Origin of the sequence: Gordonia amicalis NBRC 100051 = JCM 11271 (genome assembly GCF_000332995.1) — a bacterium.
GTDB classification, from domain to species: Bacteria; Actinomycetota; Actinomycetes; order Mycobacteriales; family Mycobacteriaceae; genus Gordonia; species Gordonia amicalis.
Genome location: NZ_BANS01000009.1, coordinates 1 through 14,838, shown reverse-complemented (window position 1 = coordinate 14,838; position 14,838 = coordinate 1). Strand labels below are relative to the sequence as shown.

Sequence of the window (14,838 nt, the reverse complement as noted above, 5' to 3'; positions counted from 1 at the left end):
ACCTCCGAGGAAAAGAACGGGGAGACAGAACACGAGGGGCCCGGCAGTGATTTGCCGGACCCCTCGTGGTCTCTGTCTACGCGAGAGCGCCTACTACCGGATCAGGCCTGCGGCGCTTCGGCGAAGTTGCGGCTCACCTGCGGGTCGACCGGGATGCCCGGACCCGTGGTGGTGGAGACGGTGACCTTCTTGATGTAGCGGCCCTTGGCTGCCGACGGCTTCGCACGCATGATCTCGTCGTACGCGGCGCCGTAGTTCTCGGCCAGCTTGGCCGGGTCGAACGAGGCCTTGCCGATGACGAAGTGCAGGTTGGCTGCCTTGTCGACGCGGAAGTTGATCTTGCCGCCCTTGATGTCGTTGACGGCCTTGGTGACGTCGGTGGTCACGGTGCCCGTCTTCGGGTTCGGCATCAGGCCACGCGGTCCGAGGACACGCGCGATGCGGCCGACCTTGGCCATCTGATCCGGGGTGGCGATCGCGGCGTCGAAGTCCAGCCAACCACCCTGGATGCGCTCGATCAGGTCCTCGGCGCCGACCTCGTCGGCACCGGCGGCGGTGGCCTCGGCGGCCTTGTCGCCGGCGGCGAACACGATCACGCGGGCGGTCTTACCCGTGCCGTGCGGCAGGTTGACGGTGCCTCGAACCATCTGGTCTGCCTTACGGGGGTCGACGCCCAGCCGGATCGCGACCTCGACGGTCGCGTCGGTGTTCTTCGACGAGGTTTCCTTGGCCAGCTCCACAGCCTCCAGCGGGCTGTACAGCTTGGACTTGTCGACCTTCTCGGCCGCGGCCGCGTAGGCCTTGCTCTTCTTGCTCATTGCTCTGTTCCTTCTCCGCACTGAAACGGCGGGGTGTGTGGTGCGGGCCGAGCCGGCCCTCCCACGGGGTTCTGTTTGCTGATCAGCGGACCTGCCGGTCCTGCTGATCGAGTAGTCCGAGGCGCTAGCCGAGGACGTATCGAGATCAGCCCTCGACCGTGATGCCCATGGACCGAGCAGTACCGGCGATGATCTTCGCGGCCTGGTCGATGTCGTTGGCGTTCAGGTCCTCGGACTTGGTCTTGGCGATCTCACGGACCTGGTCCATGCTCACCTTGCCGACCTTGTTGGTGTGGGGCTCGCCGGAGCCCTTCTGGAGACCTGCGGCCTTCAGGAGCAGCTTCGCAGCCGGCGGGGTCTTCAACTTGAAGTCGAAGGAGCGATCTTCGTACACGAAGATCTCCACCGGGATGACGTTGCCGCGCTGCGACTCGGTCGCCGCGTTGTAGGCCTTGCAGAACTCCATGATGTTCACGCCGTGCTGACCGAGCGCCGGACCCACGGGCGGGGCCGGGTTGGCCTGGCCTGCCTGGATCTGGAGCTTGATGATCCCGGCGAGCTTCTTCTTCTTGGGAGGCATCTTCTGTTCCTTGCTTGTTTCCTTGCGAATCCACGCCCGCTGGAGACGTAGAAGTCTTGTGTTTAACCTGCTCCCCGCTCCCTGAGGTGCGAGCGAAGCTGCTTTCCCCGCTCCCTGAGGTGCGAGCGAAGCTGCTTTCCCGCTCCCTGAGGTGCGAGCGAAGCTGCTTTCCCCGCTCCCTGAGGTGCGAGCGAAGCTGCTTTCCCCGCTCCCTGAGGTGCGAGCGAAGCGAGCCTCGAAGGGTCAGATCTTCTCGACCTGATTGAACCCGAGCTCGACCGGTGTCTCGCGACCGAAGATCGACACGAGCACCTTGACCTTGCGCTGCTCGGCGTTGACCTCGCTGATCGACGCGGGCAGCGTCGCGAACGGGCCGTCCATGACGGTGACCGATTCGCCGACCTCGAAGTCGACCTCGATGACGTTCGACGCGGCGGCAGCTGCGGCTTCGACGCCCTCGGCGGCCCCACCCTTGGCGGCGGGCTTCTTGGCCTCCACACGCGGCATGAGGAACTGCAGCACCTCGTTGAGAGACAGCGGCGATGGCTTGCTGGTCATCCCGACGAAACCGGTGACACCCGGGGTGTTGCGAACGGCGCCCCACGACTCGTCGTTGAGTTCCATGCGAACGAGGATGTAGCCCGGAAGCACCTTGCGGTTGACTTTCTTGGGCTGACCGTTCTTGATCTCGGTGACCTCTTCGGTCGGGACCTCGACCTGGAAGATGTAGTCACCGACGTCGAGGTTCTGCACGCGGGTCTCGAGGTTGGCCTTGACCTTGTTCTCGTAGCCGGCGTAGCTGTGGATCACGTACCAGTCGCCGGGCGCGCGGCGCAGTTGCTTGCGCAGCTCCTCGACCGGATCGACCTCTTCTTCAGGCGCTTCTTCGGCGGACGCGTCCTCAGAGGCGACGTCGGTCGCGGGAGCGTCGTCGCCCTCGGCGGCCGCCTCGACGTCGGTGTCACCGGCCTCGTCGACTGCAGCCTCGTCGACCTCGTCGGTCACGGCCGCGTCGACGTCGGTGTCAGCCACGTCGACGGCGTCGGTCGATGCGAGTTCGTTCTCCGGGGTGCTCACTGCAGCCCACGCTCCTTATGGTTCATCTCCGGTCGGCTCCCGCTCGCCCGGCCACCCACCGCGTGGGTCAGCCGAACAACCAGAGGACGCCCTTGGCAAAGGCCAGGTCGAGGCCGGAGATGAACGCGGTCATCACGATGACGAACACGAGCACGACGATCGTGTACGTGATCATCTCGCGCCGCGTCGGCCAGATGACCTTCTTCAGCTCGGCGACGACCTGCGTGAGGAACAACCAGATCCGAACGAACGGATTCCGACTGTCCTCAGCAGACGCCTTTTTCTTCTTCTTGCGTTCCTTGACGGCTACCGACGACCCCGTGTCGGAGTCGGCGTCTCCGTCGGTTCCGGATACACCGGTCGACGAGCGACGTCCACGAGCCGAGCGCTTGCCGGACGGACGCAGCTCCTTGGCGGCGCCGGTCGACGTCTCGTCGGCCGCTGCACCGCCAGTTGCCTCGTCGCGACCGTCGAGCTCAGCCGCTGCCGAATCGGCCGCAGAACCCTCGGCGGCTTCTTTGGCGCGGGCAGCCCGGTCTCGCTTGCTCAACTTCGCGGTCCTCTCGTCAACGTGTGCCCTTCACCAGGGCAGGGGCGACAGGACTTGAACCTGCAACCTGCGGTTTTGGAGACCGCTGCTCTGCCAATTGAGCTACGCCCCTTTGCGACTTCCCCACCGAGGTGGTTCCGCTGCCATCCGATCGAATCCCGGTCTCGCGACCGGCGCCTGCGATTCATCGCCGACAAAACCAACGCGCCACCCTATGGGTAGCGCGCAAGCCTGAATCAATCAGACACTTCAGTGTAGATCACCGGGGCTGTGGACCCAAAACGCGCTCCATCTGCTCCCTCGACGACCGTACACGCCGCGGGCCCCGCGACACCCGGCGAGCCCCCGAGACACCACCACCGACATGGCTGACATCGCGCCGCGACCTGCAAAGACGCTCACGTCCCGGGGTGTCGAAAGCCGGGCCGGCTGCGCCGGATCGACACCCAGACGCCCTGAACCGAGGACACGAAGTCGCACGCGACATCGACCCGGATGCACGACTCGATCCACGTCGCACCGCCTGAACCATGTCGCATGCGAACGCGGTTCGGTCGGCCCCGTCGGTGTCGGGAAGCGTCAGTTGAACTGAACGACCACCGTGGCGCGGCCGAAGATCCGGCGGTCGCCCTGTTTCGCGGTGATCGCGATCGTGCCGCGCCGGGTCTCCGGGTCCAGGGACTTGACCTTGCCGGTGAAGTCGACGGCGGCGCTGTCGTCGGCCGGGACGTACACCGGACTGGTGAAACGCACGTTGTACTCGCAGAAGGCGGCCGGATCACCGATGAACTCGGAGACGAAGCTGGCACCGAGGCCCATCGTCTGCATGCCGTGGGCGACGACGTCGTCCATCCCGGCCGCGTTGATCACATGGTCGGAGAAGTGGATCGGGTTCGGGTCGCCGGCGACACCGGCGTAGTTGGACAGGTTGCCGCGCGTGAGGAAGTACCGCTTGGGCGTGAGTTCCTGCCCGACGGAGAGAGTGTCGAAGTTCACCGCGGCGTAGGCGCCGGGCGACTGGGTCGGGTCGGGCAGGTCATACCGACCGGCCTTGGGCTCGACGGTGTGCCCGGGTTCCCCGATCGCGTCGATCTTCATCATCACGTGGTCGAGCGAGGCCTCGAGCTCGGGATCGACGTCCATGCCGGGACGAGCGGCCAGCGACGTCCAGGTGGTCATGACCGGCTCGTCGTGCTGGTTCCAGATGACGTTCTTGGTGACCATCAGGTCGATCATCTCGGGGCTGCTGACGTGACGGAACGACTCGAGCGAGACGTCGCAGATCAGGCGGTCCCCGACCTTCATCGGCTGGTGGTAGACGAGGCGCTGATCGGTCTGCATGATCTGCCACATGTCGTAGCCGGTGATCACGTCCTCGAACAGCTTGCGCTGCGCGATGATGCCGAGGACCGAGACGTATGTGGGCGCGGCGATCAGGGTCTCGTGCCCGAATTCGCGGGCACCCTTCTCACTCCAGTGGGTCGGGTGCGCGTCCTGCACAGCCATGGCGTGCTTACGCACCTCTTCGCGGCCGATCTCGTAGTAGTCGTCGACGGTGTAGTGGAAGCCGACAAGCGACTGGGTGTGCGCGGCGATCTCCTCGGGGGTGAGCTTGGCGCCGCCGTTCCTCGACTCGGCTATCCGCTCCTGGAGGTCTGTTCCACTCGCGTCTGACATTTGACTACTACTCCCTTCGCATGACCGATCCGGGAGGGCCCGGACCGGACTACGTGGGGCCGCTTGTCGACGACCCACCCGCGCCGCGCTGCGCGTGTTGTCTCGATTGAGTCTATTTAGTTGTGCGAAGCACCTCGTGACCGGGCGACCCCCTACCCGGTAACAAGCAAAACGAGCCGCCTCTTCGCAGAGGCAGCCCGTGTGCTGGTTCTTGTACCGGAATCGCCGACAGGCGTTGTCTAGCGCGATTCCTTGTGCGCCTGATGCTTGCCGCAGTTCGGGCAGAACTTCTTGATCTCGAGGCGATCGGGATCGTTGCGGCGGTTCTTCTTGGTGATGTAGTTACGGTGCTTGCACACCTCGCAGGCCAAGGTGATCTTGGGGCGAACATCTGTTGAGGAGGCCACTTGATTGCCTTCTTTCGGGTGGTACGTGGTCGGGTTCGGCAGTTCCCTCAGGGCTGGCGACCCTTGCGCTCGGTTCCGGTCGGACCCGATGTGTAGCGGTGGAGGGACTCGATCCCTCGACCTCACGATTATGAGTCGTGCGCTCTAACCAGCTGAGCTACACCGCCCCGCGGACTTCTCGTCCAGCGAGCCCCCTGACGGAATCGAACCGTCGACCTTTTCCTTACCATGGAAACGCTCTGCCGACTGAGCTAAGGGGGCGTGCCCCGGGCATTTCTGTCCGAGAGCCTTAACGAGGTTACACACTCACGTCCGTGCTAGACAAATCGCTGGTCAGAGACCGTCTGTCGGGCAGTTTTCGTGAACATCGACCACGCCGTGGCAGGTATAGGATTCGAACCTATGTAGCTTGCGCGACGGATTTACAATCCGCTCCCTTTGGCCGCTCGGGCAACCTGCCGTGCTGCTCCCACGGCCGCCGTGACGGTCGTTCGAACAACGCGGTGAAGAATACAACGAACCATACGTCCGCATGCAAACCGGCTGGTCAGGGACGGGTATCTGCGGGCTGTCACCGATCCCGCGGCGGCAATGGCATAACCTGTCGGACATGGCTGATTCATCGTTCGACGTGGTGAGCAAGGTCGACCGCCAGGAAGTCGACAACGCCCTCAACCAGGCTGCCAAGGAGCTGTCGCAGCGCTACGACTTCCGCGGTACCAACACCGGTATCGAGTGGTCCGGCGAGGAGACGATCGTGATCACCTCCGACGCCGAAGAGCGCGCGCAGGCCGGTCTCGAGGTGTTCAAGGAGAAGCTGATCCGCCGTGACATCTCGCTGAAGGCGTTCGACGCCGGCGAGGTCGTCGGATCGGGCAAGACCTTCAAGATCAGCGGAAAGCTGGTCCAGGGCATCGACTCCGAGCACGCGAAGAAGATCTCCAAGAAGATCCGTGACGAGGGCCCGAAAGGCGTCAAGGCTCAAATCCAGGGCGACGAGCTGCGCGTCTCCAGCAAGAAGCGCGACGACCTGCAGGCCGTGATCGCGCTGCTCAAGGGCGAGGATTTCGGCATCGCCCTGCAGTTCGTCAACTACCGCTGACCTCGACGACGTCCCCGCCCGCCATCCGTGCCGGGCGGGGATGTCGCCGTTCACCCCACCGAGCCCACGACGCCCGGCCGCTTGCGATGTGTGTGCAAGATCGCACCGGGTCCGCCGGAAACCCAAACGGACGTTGCGTCGTTTGAATGAACGAGGCGCCTTTCATCCACCGGTCGGCGCGCGACAGACGAGGACCCGCGATGCATTTCAACGGATTGAAGACCGCAGCCCTGTTGGGTGTGATGTCGGCGATCATCGTCGGAATCGGTGCGCTGTTCCAGAGCCCCCTGATCCTCTGGGGCTCGGTTGTCCTCGCCGTGGGCATGAACGCCTACGTGTACTTCAACAGCGCCAAGATGGCGCTGAAGGCGATGCACGCCCAGCCCGTCACCGAGCTGCAGGCGCCCGTCATCTATCGCATCGTGCGTGAGCTGGCGACCTCGGCCCACCAGCCGATGCCTGCGCTCTACATCTCGCCCACCGAGAACCCCAACGCCTTCGCGACGGGCCGCAACCCCAAGAACGCCGCCGTGTGCTGCACGACGGGCATCCTGCAGCTGCTCGACGAGCGCGAGCTGCGTGCCGTGCTCGGTCACGAGCTGTCGCACGTCTACAACCGCGACATCCTGATCAGCTCGATCGCGGGCGCGATGGCCGCCGTCATCAGCGGCCTGGCCAACTTCGCGATGTTCATGGGTGCTTTCGGCGGCCGCGACAGCGGGCCCAATCCGCTCGCGATGCTCCTCATCGCCTTCCTGGGACCGATCTCGGCCACCCTGGTGAAGATGGCGGTGTCACGTTCACGCGAGTTCCAGGCCGATGAATCAGGCGCCGAACTGACCGGCGACCCGCTGGCTCTCGCCTCCGCGCTGGCGAAGATCTCCGGCGGGGTCCAGGCCGCCCCGCTGCCGCCGCAGCCCGACATCGCCGCGCAGTCACACATGATGATCGAGAGCCCGTTCCGCGCCGGCGACCGCATGGCGAAGATGTTCTCCACCCATCCGCCGACCGCCGAACGCATCCGGCGTCTGCAGGAGATGGCCCGCAACGGGCAGTGACCTCGATACGCGGCGTCCTCGCTTCGCTCGGTCGTCGCTACTCGGCCAGCAGGAACTGCCGGCTGAGCCCACCTGCCAGTTGAGCCCCCTGCCGGCTGAGCCGGTACCGAGCGCAGCGAGGCACCGCGTCGAAGCCCCTACCCGACCCGCTCGACGGTGTAGTCCACCAACGACGACAACGCCTTGTGTGCCGGCGTCTCCGGCAGCTCCGCGAGCATGGTGTGGGCCTCGTCGGCGAAGCTCTGCAGCTTGGCCCGCGCGGCGGCCATACCGGCCGACGAGCCGAGCAACTCGAGTGCCTCGGCGACCTCGGCGTCGTCGGTGAGCGGGCGTGATCCGCCCTCGGCACCGACGAGCAGTTCACGCAGCCGCGCCGACGTGGCGTCGTCGCCGGTGAGCGCGTAGAGGACGGGCAGGGTGTGGACACCCTCGCGCAGGTCGGTGCCCGGGGTCTTCCCCGACTCGACCGAGACCGAACTGATGTCGATGATGTCGTCGGAGACCTGGAAGGCCACGCCGACGATGTCGCCGATCCGGGACAGCCGCTCGATGTCGTCCGCGGTCGCCCCGGAGGCCATCGCGCCGAAGCGTGCGGCGGCGGCGATCAGCGAACCCGTCTTCTCCCACACCACCTGCAGGTAGTGGTCGATGGGGTCGGCGCCGGGTTTGACCCCGACGGTCTCCCGCATCTGGCCGGTGACGAGTTCGGCGAAGGTCTCGGCGATGATGCGCACGGCCTCGGGGCCCAGCGTCGACACCAGGCGGGAGGCGCGGGCGAACAGGAAGTCGCCGGAGAGAATCGCGATGGAGTTCGTCCAGCGGGCGTTGGCGCTCGGGGCGCCGCGGCGCATCGAGGCCTCGTCCATGACGTCGTCGTGGTACAGCGTCGCGAGGTGAATCATCTCGACGACGGTCGCCGACTTGATGACGTCCTGCGAGTCGGGACGCGGCCCGAACTGCGAGGCGAGAATGGCGAACATCGGCCGGAACCGCTTGCCACCGGCCTTGGCCAGGTGGGTCGCCGCCTCCGTCATGACGTCGTCCCCGGACGAGAGCTCGCTCAGCAGCAGGTCCTCGACCTTCTGCAACGAGGAGCGCACCGTTTCGGCGAACTCATCCGATACCAGGTCCAACCCGGCGAATGTGGACTTCACAGCTAGGCCGCCCCATCTCGTCTGATCCGGCAAATTCGTGGTGGCGGATGCCCGAGTGTCCTCGTCGCCCCACCTGCCTGCCGAGCCTATCCGGTCGGGGCTACGGACATACTGTTCGGGTGAGCCCTGAGAAGACGACGCCCCAGGACGCTGCCCCCTTCCCCGACCACGCGGACGTGTTGGTGGTCGGCGCGGGACCGGGCGGGTCGGCGGCCGCCGCGCATGCCGCCGCGGCCGGACGCGACGTCGTCCTGGTCGACGCCGCGGTGTTCCCGCGCGACAAGACGTGCGGCGACGGACTCACCCCGCGCGCCGTCGCCGAGCTCGACGCCCTGGGCCTCGGCTCTCTGGTGGCCGACCGGCCGCGCATCGACGGCCTGCTCCTCAACGGGTGGGGCGCGCGTCAGCAGGTCCGCTGGCCCTCGGGACGCTTCCCCGCCTACGGCAGCGCGGTCGCCCGCACCGAGTTCGACGACGCGATCCGTGCCCACGCGGTGCGCACCGGCGTCCGAATGGTGGAGGGCGCCAAGGCAATCGACGTGACGATGGACGGCGACCGGGTCGGCGCGGTGACGTTCTCCGCCGGCGGCGACACCCACACCGTGCGGGTGGGTGACCTCATCGTCGCCGACGGCGTGCGGTCGGGATTGGGCAAAGCCCTTGGCCGCGAATGGCATCGGGACACGGCCTACGGCGTCGCGGCGCGCGCGTACGCGCCATCGGCACGTGCCGACTCCCATTGGATGGGTTCGCATCTGGAGCTGCGCGGCCCCGAGGGCGAACTCCTCCCCGGCTACGGATGGGTGTTCCCCCTGGGCGCCGCGGGCGGCGGACTGGTCAACGTCGGAGTGGGCGCGCTCGCGACCTCGAAACGACCGGCGCACATGGCACTTCGACCGATCCTCGAGCACTACGCCGCCATGGTGCAGGACGAATGGGCACTGGGCGGACCGCCGGTCCGTATCGCCTCGGCCCTGCTGCCGATGGGTGGCGCGGTGACCGGGGTCGCGGGCCGCAACTGGATGCTGATCGGCGACGCCGCCGCCTGCGTCAACCCGCTCAACGGCGAGGGCATCGACTACGCGATGGAAACCGCCCGGCTGGCCGTCGAACTCCTCGGTGCCGACGACTACACCGACCGCTGGCGCGACATCCTCGTCGGCCACTACGGGCTGGCGTTCTCCGCCGCCCGACGCCTCGCCGGACTCCTGACGATGCCGCAGACGGTGCCCACGCTCGGCCGTCCGGGCATCCGCTCACCGCAGCTGATGTCACTGGTCGTCCGCGTCATGGGCAATCTGATCACCGACGAGGACGCCGACCTCGTCGCCCGCGCCTGGCGGACCGTCGGTCGCATCTCCAGCCGCATCGATCCGCGGCCGCCGTTCGCCTGAACCTCGATACGCGGCCGGCGGGCGCAGTCCCGCGGCGTCGTTTCCCAGCCGCCGATCGAATCCGGTCAGCGGCCGGGAAGCGGTCGCCGACCGGACCGAAACGTGCACGCGGGAAAAATTGCGACGTCTCACCACCCCGGCACACCCAATGAGACATAGAGGCGGTAATGTTCCAACCTGTGTGGCCTCGGCCACACACATGCAACAATCGAGACCACCGCCGACCCAGGAGATGCACGATGCCCACTGCATCCACTCTCGCCACCCGCGCCAAGCACGCCGTCCAGAACCGGGTGACGCAGCGCTATCACCTGCGTGGCGACATCGATCGGATGGACGCCGACAACGACCCGACGTCGATCGCACGGGCACTCGGCACCCAGGAGTTCCCCTGGGGAATCACCCAGGCGCTGAGCTTCGCCCTGTTCCGCACCTACGCGGTGCCGTCGATCGGCGACCTGCTGTACAAGACGAGCCAGTTCACCGAGTCGACGCAGAAGCGCTACGACGACACGGTCCTCCTTCTCGACGCCCCGATCGAGCACGGCGCGACAGTCCACTGGGACGCGCCGGCATCCGGCGCATCAACCAGATGCACGGCATGTACGACATCTCCAACGGCGACTTCCTCTACGTGCTGGCGACCTTCGTGGTGTGCCCGGTGGAGTGGGTCAACGCCTACGAGTGGCGCAAGCTCACCAGCCACGAGATCCGGGGCCTCACGAACTACTATCGCCGGCTCGGTCAGCTGATGGGCATCAAGGACATCCCGGAGACCTACGAGGGCTTCAAGCAGTTCTACGAGGACTACGAGACGGCCAACTTCGCGTTCAGCCCCGACGCCCTGGCCGTCGCGGACTCGACCCTCGACCTGCTCGGCACCTTCATGCCCTACAAGCTGCTCTCCCGCGCGGTCGTACGCCGGATGTCGTTCGCGCTCATGGACGATCGCCTGCTCAACGCGTTCAAGTACCCGAAGCCGACCCTCGTCGAACGTATTCTGGTGCGTGGTGGACTGAAGGCCCGCGGTCTCGCGATCCGGCTGTTCTTCCCGCCGCGGACCGAGCCGCTGTTCGGCCGTCAGACGAAGCAGATCCGCAGCTACCCCAACGGTTATCGCCTCGAGGAACTCGGCACCTTCGGGGCCGGTTGCCCCGTCCCCGGCGCGTCGAATCCCGAGAAGGGTTCCGGCGCAGCACAGTCCGCGCCTACCGGCTGCCCGGTCCCGCACGACCTGATCGCCGAGGACGCGCGGCAGGCCACCGGCTCCTGACCCTGCGGTTCTCCGAGCTCGGAGAGTCACCGCGCTGGAGGGGTTCAGATCTTGTTGAGTCCGAGGAGTGCGGCGCATCGCAGTTCGATGGGCGACAGGTCCTTGAGAGACAGACCCCGGTTTACGGGCGCCTCGGATTGGTGGCCGATGACTTCGCGGATCTCGAGGCGTGTTTCATCGCCGGACGCCGGGTCGGGTCCGTGGATCTCCTCGCGTACCTGTTTCAAATGTTCGGCGAACCGGCGCGGTAGATCAGGTCGCCGATTGATCCGCTCCGGATTCGGAGGGGCACCGGGTTCGACGTTCAGCTGCCAGGTACAGCGGCCTTCATCGGGTCCTTCGCGGACCATGCGGGTGGTGTATTGGCCGGGTTGGTTACCGACCATGTGGTGGTGTCGGGTGCAGGCGGGAGTGAGGTTGGTGATGTCAGTGAATCCGCCGTCACCCCAATCGATTTGGGCGTGATGCATTTCCACGTGGGCGGCGGGTACGCGGCAATCGGGAGTGGAGCACGATTCGCCGTCGGGCCGGGCGAAGGACACCAGGCGTTGTTCGCGAGTGGCCAATCGTTTGCCTTGTCCGAAGTACAACGGGACCGCGGTGGCATCTTCGAACACCGCCAACCACGGTTGCGCATCAGCGGCCAGCTTGATCAGATCCGGGATCGGGATCAACGTGCCGGTCGCCGTCGTCGCCACCCCGGCTTCACGGATCAGATCATTGAGGTCAGCTTTGACGATCAACTGCTCCGGCAGTCCGCGGTGACTGGTGCCGAGCATGCCGTCGTCGAACACTGCTTTGAGTAGCGCGTTGAACGCGTCATGGTTCAACTGCGCCGGGCTGCGGTCATCACGCTCGGCCGCGGCTGCCAGCTGGTCGGGGTCGGCGTCCTCGATCGACCCGCACGGGGATTCAGCATCATGCGGGTTGTTCATGCCGGGTTTCGCCCACACGGCCAGCATCATCTCCAACCGCGCCACCAACTCGGGGGTGAGGGTGCCGTTGAGTTTCGCGGTCCCGTCGGCACGTTGCCGGTTGAGCCAGAAGTTGCGGCGACGTTGCCGATCCGCATCATCGGCGAGGGTGCCGTCCGGGTCGAGATGGCCCAGGAGTCGGGCGCCGAGGTGGGTGATGTCGGCCGGGGTGTGCTCGACCGCGATCTCGGCCATCTGCTGTTCGGCCGCGACCTGCACATCATGGGCGACGGCGTGCGGAATCTGGTCGAGCACGTCGAGCACCGCGTGCACGTGCGCGGACCCGACTCGCCCGGCGGCGAACGCCTCGGCCAGCGCCGGATGTGCGGGTGCGAGGGGTTCACCGGTGGTCAGATCAGGAAACGATGCGGTGGCCCGGGTTTGTTCGAGACGTTTACCGGGATTGGCCATCCGCAGGCGGTGGGTCATGAACTGGATGATGCTGCGATGCCCGGTCTTGCGCGGCAGATCACGTTCGGTGGCTTCCACGATCTGACGATCGCCGGCGAAAGTCAGTCGCGCGATCGCCCGTTCGGTCTCTACCGCGACATCGACCAGTTCGGCATCCGAACACCCGGTCAGGTTCACTGTCTGCAGCTGATCGATGAGGGTGTGGATCTGGCCGACCAACACGGCGGGACCCGAGGGTGGCGGTGTGGTGGTGTCATCGCGCAGTGCGTGATCGGTCATGTGGTCACCCCCTGGAGACGTCGACTCGAATACGTGTTCGATAACTCGACTGTAGGCGCAATTCGGCTGCCTCGCAACGAGTATCGAGGATCAGATTCATTTCCGGACTTGTCGGTGGTGTCTGGTAGAGGGGCCTTTCGATACGCTCGCAAGCTCGCTACTCAAGGAACAGAAAGACCGCTCGCAAACTCGCTACCCAAGGAGCGGAAGGTTCCTCGCAAACTCGCCTCAGAGAGCGGAGAGTTGCTCGCAAGCTCGCTACTCAAGGAACAGAAAGACCGCACGCAAGCTCGCTACCACGGTAGCGAAGGGTTCCTCGCCAGCTCGCTACCCACCGATCGGACTGCACGCACTCCTACCTCGTTGCCCCACAACCGAAGTCGCATGCGACACCGATTCGGGATCTGCGACGCCAGCTGACGTCGCCGGACCGGATCGAGGTCGCATGCGACGTCGTTTTCGAAGTGGCGTCGGGGACGTCAGGCCCGGGCGGAGTGGATCGCCGCGATCCCGCCGGTCATGTTCTGCCAGCGCACCTGGTCGAAGCCGGCGTCGCGGATCAGGTCGCCCAGCGCGAACTGGTCGGGCCAGGCCCGGATCGATTCGGCCAGGTAGACATACGCGTCCGGACTGCTCGACACCTTCGTCGCCACCGCCGGCAGCGCCTTCATCAGGTACTCCATGTACACGGTGCGGAACGGCTTGAACGTCGGCGTGGAGAACTCGCAGACCACCAGTCGCCCACCGGGTTTCAGCACACGACGCAGCTCGGCGAGCGCAGTCGGGACATCGTTGACGTTGCGCAGCCCGAAGGAGATGGTGGCCGCGTCGAAGGAGTCGTCGGCGAACGGGAGCGAGAGCGCGTCGGCCGCGACCTTGGGCACGTCGCGGTGGGCGCCGGCCTTGAGCATGCCGAGTGAGAAGTCGGCGGCCACACAGTGGGCACCCGACGACGCCAGTTCGACCGTCGACACCGCGGTCCCGGCCGCGAGGTCGAGCACGATGTCACCCGGACGCAGGTCGAGCGCCTTGCGTGTCTTCTTGCGCCACCCGCGATCCTGCCCGAAGGACAGCACCGTGTTGGTGATGTCGTAGCGTCGGGCGACGCCGTCGAACATGGCCGCGACCTCGGCCGGATCCTTCTCCAGACTTGCTCGCTGAGGTGGGTTCGCGCCCGTCGATGCCATGCCGCTCACGCTACCGCGCGCCGGCGCCACGACGAGCGTGAGGTACGCCGCACGCCGCCACCGCGACCGGTGTCCCGGCGATCAGGCGGGCCGGTCGAACTCGGCCGCGGCACCCGCCCCGGTCACCGACCGGTAGTGCCCCACCAGCTCGGCGCACACAGACGGCCAGGTCCGTGACCGCACCGCCTGGAGTGCCGCCCGACCGAACGCGGCCCGCACCGCATCGTCGTGCAGCGAGTCGACGATTGCCGGCAGGGCGGCCTCGAATCGCGCGACCTCGAGCAGGTACCCGGTGCGGAACGGCGTCACCAGATCGCACGGTCCGCCGGCAGCGGGGGCGATGACCGGCAGGCCGCTGGCCATCGCCTCCTGGATCGTCTGACAGAACGTCTCGTGTTCGCCCGCGTGCACGAAGACGTCGAACGAGGCGTACGCCCGGGCCAGCGCGTCGCCGCGGAGCTCGCCGGTGAACACCGCATCCGGCATCAAGCGTTCGAGGCGAGCGCGTTCGGGACCGTCGCCGACGATCACCAACCGCACCCGCGGGTCCCCGGACAGCCCGGCCAACCGTTCGACATGCTTCTCCGGCGCCAGCCGACCCACGAATCCGCACACCAGCGCGTGGTCGCGGTCCTGCCGCCACTGCGCGCGCAGAGCCTCGTCCCGACGGTCCGGCGCGAACAGGTCGAGGTCGACGCCGCGCCCCCACTTCCGGAGCCGCGGCACGCCGCGCACGGCGAGGGCGGTCATCGTCTCGCTCGACGGCGCCAGCGTCAGATCGCACATCTCGTGCAACAGGCGGGTGTATCGCCAGGCCGCCTTCTCCACCGCACCCAGCCGGTACGACGCCGCGAACCCGGCCACATCGGTCTGGAAGACCGCGACCACCGGCACGCC

Annotated in this window: 13 protein-coding genes, 4 tRNA genes and 1 pseudogene; 4 read left to right on the top strand and 14 right to left on the bottom strand. The window is 66.5% G+C overall.

All coding sequences use genetic code 11. The features are described from left to right. Positions 1-101: 101 nt before the first annotated feature. From rplA to GOAMI_RS04920, 10 genes are all read right to left on the bottom strand, one after another. Entirely contained in the window at positions 102-818 is a 717-nt protein-coding gene (rplA, locus tag GOAMI_RS04965; RefSeq protein WP_006358216.1) for a 50S ribosomal protein L1, read from the bottom strand. A 145-nt stretch (positions 819-963) separates the two neighbouring features. Then, a complete protein-coding gene (gene rplK / locus GOAMI_RS04960; protein ID WP_006435298.1) occupies positions 964-1,398 on the bottom strand; it encodes a 50S ribosomal protein L11 in 435 nt (144 codons plus the stop codon). 243 nt (positions 1,399-1,641) lie between these two features. Further along, positions 1,642-2,475, bottom strand: a complete 834-nt coding sequence (nusG, locus tag GOAMI_RS04955) for a transcription termination/antitermination protein NusG (RefSeq protein WP_006435297.1) — start codon at positions 2,473-2,475, stop codon at positions 1,642-1,644. A gap of 67 nt (positions 2,476-2,542) precedes the next feature. Next, on the bottom strand, positions 2,543-3,025 hold the full coding sequence (gene secE, locus GOAMI_RS04950) for a preprotein translocase subunit SecE (protein WP_006435296.1): 483 nt from the start codon (positions 3,023-3,025) through the stop codon (positions 2,543-2,545). Positions 3,026-3,064: 39 nt separating this feature from the next. Next, positions 3,065-3,137: transfer RNA gene (locus tag GOAMI_RS04945), tRNA-Trp, on the bottom strand. 467 nt (positions 3,138-3,604) lie between these two features. Next, positions 3,605-4,702 carry a fused (3R)-hydroxyacyl-ACP dehydratase subunits HadA/HadB gene (locus tag GOAMI_RS04940; protein ID WP_006435295.1) on the bottom strand — a complete coding sequence of 366 codons (1,098 nt, stop codon included), beginning with the start codon at positions 4,700-4,702 and terminating at the stop codon, positions 3,605-3,607. Positions 4,703-4,941: 239 nt separating this feature from the next. After that, a complete protein-coding gene (gene rpmG / locus GOAMI_RS04935) occupies positions 4,942-5,109 on the bottom strand; it encodes a 50S ribosomal protein L33 (protein WP_003929651.1) in 168 nt (55 codons plus the stop codon). Positions 5,110-5,202: 93 nt separating this feature from the next. Further along, a tRNA-Met gene (locus tag GOAMI_RS04930) sits at positions 5,203-5,276 on the bottom strand. A gap of 21 nt (positions 5,277-5,297) precedes the next feature. Then, a tRNA-Thr gene (locus GOAMI_RS04925) sits at positions 5,298-5,370 on the bottom strand. A 118-nt stretch (positions 5,371-5,488) separates the two neighbouring features. Beyond that, positions 5,489-5,569 (bottom strand) — tRNA-Tyr (locus tag GOAMI_RS04920). Positions 5,570-5,719: 150 nt separating this feature from the next. Here GOAMI_RS04920 and GOAMI_RS04915 point away from each other — a divergent pair. Next, positions 5,720-6,211, top strand: a complete 492-nt coding sequence (locus tag GOAMI_RS04915) for a YajQ family cyclic di-GMP-binding protein (protein ID WP_006435294.1) — start codon at positions 5,720-5,722, stop codon at positions 6,209-6,211. A gap of 200 nt (positions 6,212-6,411) precedes the next feature. Continuing rightward, the gene (htpX, locus tag GOAMI_RS04910) at positions 6,412-7,269 is read left to right on the top strand and encodes a zinc metalloprotease HtpX (protein WP_006435293.1); all 858 of its coding nucleotides are present in this window, start codon (positions 6,412-6,414) and stop codon (positions 7,267-7,269) included. A 137-nt stretch (positions 7,270-7,406) separates the two neighbouring features. Here htpX and GOAMI_RS04905 read toward each other — a convergent pair whose 3' ends face one another. After that, positions 7,407-8,423, bottom strand: coding sequence for a polyprenyl synthetase family protein (locus tag GOAMI_RS04905; protein ID WP_006435292.1), 1,017 nt, complete (start codon positions 8,421-8,423; stop codon positions 7,407-7,409). Positions 8,424-8,542: 119 nt separating this feature from the next. Between GOAMI_RS04905 and GOAMI_RS04900 the strand changes: the two genes are divergently transcribed. Next, positions 8,543-9,817 carry a geranylgeranyl reductase family protein gene (locus tag GOAMI_RS04900; protein ID WP_006435291.1) on the top strand — a complete coding sequence of 425 codons (1,275 nt, stop codon included), beginning with the start codon at positions 8,543-8,545 and terminating at the stop codon, positions 9,815-9,817. Between the two features lie 239 nt (positions 9,818-10,056). Beyond that, positions 10,057-11,090: pseudogene (locus GOAMI_RS04895) on the top strand (oxygenase MpaB family protein). A gap of 44 nt (positions 11,091-11,134) precedes the next feature. Here GOAMI_RS04895 and GOAMI_RS04890 read toward each other — a convergent pair. The 3 genes from GOAMI_RS04890 to GOAMI_RS04880 form a co-directional block, all read right to left on the bottom strand. Beyond that, on the bottom strand, positions 11,135-12,754 hold the full coding sequence (locus GOAMI_RS04890; protein ID WP_006435289.1) for an HNH endonuclease signature motif containing protein: 1,620 nt from the start codon (positions 12,752-12,754) through the stop codon (positions 11,135-11,137). A gap of 479 nt (positions 12,755-13,233) precedes the next feature. Further along, positions 13,234-13,941 carry a demethylmenaquinone methyltransferase gene (locus tag GOAMI_RS04885; RefSeq protein ID WP_006435288.1) on the bottom strand — a complete coding sequence of 236 codons (708 nt, stop codon included), beginning with the start codon at positions 13,939-13,941 and terminating at the stop codon, positions 13,234-13,236. Positions 13,942-14,022: 81 nt separating this feature from the next. Further along, a partial coding sequence (locus tag GOAMI_RS04880; protein ID WP_006435287.1) for a glycosyltransferase occupies positions 14,023-14,838 on the bottom strand: 816 nt, incomplete at its 5' end.

Bases quoted from the DNA above. Each gene is read 5' to 3' on its own strand.
- GOAMI_RS04940 (WP_006435295.1), bottom strand. From the start codon at position 4,702: ATGTCAGACGCGAGTGGAACAGACCTCCAGGAGCGGATAGCCGAGTCG.
- GOAMI_RS04890 (WP_006435289.1), bottom strand. From the start codon at position 12,754: ATGACCGATCACGCACTGCGCGATGACACCACCACACCGCCACCCTCG.
- rplA (WP_006358216.1), bottom strand. From the start codon at position 818: ATGAGCAAGAAGAGCAAGGCCTACGCGGCCGCGGCCGAGAAGGTCGAC.
- GOAMI_RS04885 (WP_006435288.1), bottom strand. From the start codon at position 13,941: ATGGCATCGACGGGCGCGAACCCACCTCAGCGAGCAAGTCTGGAGAAG.
- GOAMI_RS04915 (WP_006435294.1), top strand. From the start codon at position 5,720: ATGGCTGATTCATCGTTCGACGTGGTGAGCAAGGTCGACCGCCAGGAA.
- rplK (WP_006435298.1), bottom strand. From the start codon at position 1,398: ATGCCTCCCAAGAAGAAGAAGCTCGCCGGGATCATCAAGCTCCAGATC.
- htpX (WP_006435293.1), top strand. From the start codon at position 6,412: ATGCATTTCAACGGATTGAAGACCGCAGCCCTGTTGGGTGTGATGTCG.